4 protein-coding genes are annotated in these 4,144 nt (G+C 64.0%); 3 read left to right on the top strand and 1 reads right to left on the bottom strand.

What is annotated here, in order from left to right:
- Positions 1-468: MarR family transcriptional regulator (locus EN935_RS25075; RefSeq protein ID WP_164771321.1), on the bottom strand; the 468-nt coding region annotated here is incomplete at its 3' end.
- A gap of 214 nt (positions 469-682) precedes the next feature.
- On the opposite strand from EN935_RS25075, the gene EN935_RS25080 reads away from it, so the two are divergent.
- From EN935_RS25080 to EN935_RS25090, 3 genes are all read left to right on the top strand, one after another.
- The gene (locus EN935_RS25080; RefSeq protein ID WP_127263287.1) at positions 683-1,291 is read left to right on the top strand and encodes a CDP-alcohol phosphatidyltransferase family protein; all 609 of its coding nucleotides are present in this window, start codon (positions 683-685) and stop codon (positions 1,289-1,291) included.
- A gap of 36 nt (positions 1,292-1,327) precedes the next feature.
- On the top strand, positions 1,328-3,115 hold the full coding sequence (locus EN935_RS25085) for a bifunctional alpha/beta hydrolase/class I SAM-dependent methyltransferase (protein WP_164757624.1): 1,788 nt from the start codon (positions 1,328-1,330) through the stop codon (positions 3,113-3,115).
- A 5-nt stretch (positions 3,116-3,120) separates the two neighbouring features.
- Positions 3,121-4,144, top strand: a 1,024-nt coding sequence (locus EN935_RS25090) for a phosphatase PAP2 family protein (protein ID WP_164771322.1), incomplete at its 3' end; no start/stop codon positions are given.

Below are 4,144 nucleotides of genomic sequence, written 5' to 3' on the forward strand. Positions count from 1 at the left end.
GCCTTCTGTATTCTTTACTTTTTCAATGGACGGCGTCTCGTCGTCAGTCAGGTTCCGGACCATCGCCTCGAGCCCCTCGACAAGGACACGGCGGGCTTCCGGCTTCACGCCGACCAGTGATTCCTCATAGACTTCCCCGGCAATGCTCTTGATCACGGCGTAGGCATCGCTCGCCTTGGGTGTCAGGAAAATCATGCGGACGCGGCGATCGGTGGCGTCGGGCCGACGCTCGATCCAGCCGCCCTCCTCCATGCGATCGACCAGGCGCGAAACGCTGATCGGCTCGATTTCGAGAAGTTCGGCCAACCGCGCCTGCGCGACCCCGTCTTCCTTGGCAACACGGACCAGCAGCCGCCATTGGGCCGAAGAAAGCCCCAAGCCGCTGGCCCTCGCCTCGAAGCGCTTGCGCATCAAGCGCTGCACGTCGTGGATCAAGAACCCCAATCTGTCGATGCCATCGGAAACCATGAGCGGTATATATAATAAGCGTGCTTACTATTCAAGATGCCGCGCTGCACAAGAAGCCGGCAAATGTGCATGAGAGCCATGCCGGGCCAATCATGGTTAGCGATTTGGCAACGGCCGGCGCGCGGCCGTGGCAGTCGAACCGTAGCGTCCTCTGCTCTGGTCGCGTTTGACATATTGATGTACAGCCGCTGATCAGGATCGGGGGATCACGAAAATGCCGACGCTTTACGCTCTCAAGCCGGCTTTCCAGGGACGACTGCGGCCGCTGGTCAATCGGCTGGCGGCAATCGGGGTGACCGCAAACAGCATAACCATCCTGGCGGCGCTGATGTCGACCGCGGCCGGGACGGCCATCGCGATCCTGCATGAATGGCGCTGGCTACTGTTGCTCATTCCCGCGGTGATGTTCGTGCGCATGGCGCTGAATGCCGTGGATGGCATGCTGGCGCGGGAACACGGGCAAGCCTCGACGCTCGGCATGTATCTGAACGAATTTTGCGACGTCGTTTCGGACCTCGCGCTGATTCTCCCTTTTGCCGTCTTTCCGGAATTTGCCCCATGGGGCGTCGTCGCCTTCGCGATATCGGCGGTGCTGACCGAATTCGCCGGCGTGCTCGGCATCGCTGCCAAGATCGGACGTAATTATGCCGGGCCGTTCGGCAAGAGCGACAGGGCGTTGGCGCTCAGCGTGGTCGCCGTGCTGTGCGCCGCCGGGCTCTGGCCGGCATCCATCGCGCCATTTGTGTTTCCGGCCATGGCAACGCTTTCGCTGTTGACCGCCATAAACCGGATACGCGCCGGCCTTATTGGCAGCGCCAGCTGAGCATCGAGGCTCGCCATGCCGCCAGAGGGAAAGACCATGATGCACGAACCGATCGCCGCGGTGGCCACGCAAAGCCTTGAGCGGCAAGCGCTGGAGCGGGTCTTCCGCAGCCATGACGGGACGGAGATCTTCTACCGCTTTTGGCCGGCAGCTTCCACCGATGCCAAGGGCGCGGTGGTGCTCTTCCATCGCGGCCATGAGCATGGCGGCCGCATGGCCCATCTGGTCGATGAATTGCAGATGCCGGACCACGCCTTCTATGCCTGGGATGCCCGTGGCAATGGCCGTTCGTCCGGCGAGCGCGGCTATGCCCCGTCCTTCTCGACCCTGGTGCGCGACATCGACTGCTTCATGCGCGAGATTGCCGCCAGGGATGGCTTCGCCACGCGCGATATCGCGCTGATCGCACAATCCTTCGGCGCCGTGCTTGCCGCCGCCTGGGTGCACGACTATGCGCCGAAGCTGCGCGCCATAGTGCTGGCCTCACCGGCCTTTTCGGTAAAGCTCTACGTGCCCTTCGCCAAGGAAGGCATCGCGCTCTGGCAGAAGCTCAAGGGCCGTTTCTTCGTCAATTCCTACGTCAAGGCGAAATTCCTGACCCACGATCCCGTACGCATCGCCTCTTTCGAGAGCGATCCGCTGATCACGCGGCCAATCGCCTCCAACATCCTGGTCGAACTCTACCAGCACGCCGCCCGTATCGTCGCTGACGCCCGCGCCATCACCGCGCCGACGCAGCTTCTGCTCTCGGGCAGCGACTGGGTGGTGCGCCACGGCCCGCAGCACGCGTTCTTCGTCAATCTCGGCAGCCGCGCCAAGGAACGCCATGTGTTGCCGGGCTTCTTCCACGACACGCTGGGCGAGCGCGACCGGGCAAAGGCCCTTGATCTGATCCGGCCGTTCCTGGCCAGGCAGTTCGCAGCACCAGATGTGCCGGTCGACCTGAAGCAGGCGGACATTGCCGGCTACACGCGCGACGAGGCTGACAGGCTTGCCTCGCCGCTCGATCTGTTGTCGCCCAAGGGCCTCTATTGGGCATTCAGCCGCGCCTCCATCCGCATGGGCGCCTGGGTCTCCCAGGGTATGAAGACCGGCATCGCCACCGGCTTCGATTCCGGCTCGACGCTGGATTACGTCTACGAGAACGACGCGCGCGGTCTGACACCTGTTGGCCGCGTCGTCGACCGCATCTTCCTGGAAGCCATCGGCTGGCGCGGCATCCGCCAGCGCAAGCTGCATCTGGAAGAACTGATCGGCTCTTGCCTGGCGACGCTCAAGGCCGCTGGCCGGCCGGCGCACATTCTCGACATCGCTGCCGGCCACGGCCGCTATGTTCTCGATGCCATCGTGAAGAGCCCAGACCAGCCGACGAGCGTGCGCCTGCAGGATTATTCTGACCTCAATGTCCAGCTTGGCCGCAAGCTGATCACCGAGCGGCAATTGCCGGCTGATGTCTCGTTCCAGCGCGCCGATGCCTTCGATGCCGATATGCTTGCCAAGGCCGATCCGGCGCCCGACCTCGCCATCGTTTCCGGCCTCTACGAACTGTTCTCCGACAATGCGATGGTCGCCCGCTCGCTCGGTGGATTGGCCAGCGCCATGCAGCCGGGAAGCCTGCTGCTCTACACCAACCAGCCCTGGCACCCCCAGCTCGAGATGATCGCCCGCAGCCTGACCTCGCATCGCGGCGGCGAAGCCTGGGTGATGCGCCGGCGCACACAAGGCGAGATGGACCAGCTTGTCGAAGCCGCCGGCTTCGACAAGCTGGAGCAGCGCATCGACCAATGGGGCATCTTCACCGTCTCGGTCGCGCGGCGCCGCTGACCAGCATGGTGTCATCGCTTGCATCCACAGCGCGCGCCGAACCCTACGGACGGGTGGTCGTCAGGGCAGCTCTTTGGCTGGCCTTCCTGGCGCCGTTCTTCTACCTCAGCTACGGCTTCGCCAACTGGCTAGCGTCGCGGCGCGACGACGTCGGCAGCATCGTGTTCTCCTGGGAACACGGCATCCCCTTCATGGCCTGGACCATCGTGCCCTACTGGTCGATCAACCTGTTCTACGGCCTGTCGCTGCTACTCAACGGCAACAGGCAAGGGGTCGACCGCCTGGCCGGGCGCTATCTCACCGCGCAGGTCGTCGCCGTTGCCTGCTTCATCCTGTTCCCGCTGACCGCGACATTCGTGCGGCCCGCGACGACCGGCCTGCCCGGCTTCCTGTTTGCCGTGCTCGGCGGTTTCGACAAGCCGTTCAACCAGGCGCCCTCGCTGCACATCGCCCTTTTGGTGATCATCTGGGATCATTGGCGCCACCGGCTCAGCGGATTGCTCCTGCCGCTCTGGCATGGCTGGTGCTTTCTGATCGGCGCCTCGGTGCTGACGACCTGGCAGCATCACTTCATCGATATCCCGACCGGCGCGCTGCTCGGGTTCTTTGCGCTGTGGCTGTTTCCGCGCAGCGGTGCGTTGCCGTTTTCAGGCTTCCGGCTGACCAGCGACGCGAAAGCGCGGCGTCTGGCGCTGTTCTATGCGCTGGGCGCCGCCCTTGCGCTGGCGGGTGCCGCGCTCGGCGCCTTGTTTTGTGCCGTCGCGCTGTTCCTGCTTTGGCCGGCGCTGGCGCTGGCAATCGTCGCCTTCGCCTATGCCGGGGCCGGCGCAAAGGTGTTCCAGAAATCCGCCGATGGCAGCATCACGCTTGCAAGCCGTATCCTGCTCTTGCCTTACCGCCTCGGCGCTCGGGCAAACATATGGGCCTGGACGCGCAGTCTTGCTCCTCAGGTGGCGATTGCCGACGGCATCTTTCTCGGGCGCTTTCCCACAGCACGCGAAGCCAACAGCTTCGGCACGGTCATCGACC

This window comes from Mesorhizobium sp. M7D.F.Ca.US.004.03.1.1, assembly GCF_003998635.1.
Lineage (GTDB): Bacteria > Pseudomonadota > Alphaproteobacteria > Rhizobiales > Rhizobiaceae > Mesorhizobium > Mesorhizobium loti.

What these genes read in the sequence shown, in the direction of transcription:
- EN935_RS25080 (WP_127263287.1), top strand. Translation starts at nt 683, where the DNA reads ATGCCGACGCTTTACGCTCTCAAGCCGGCTTTCCAGGGACGACTGCGG.
- EN935_RS25085 (WP_164757624.1), top strand. Translation starts at nt 1,328, where the DNA reads ATGATGCACGAACCGATCGCCGCGGTGGCCACGCAAAGCCTTGAGCGG.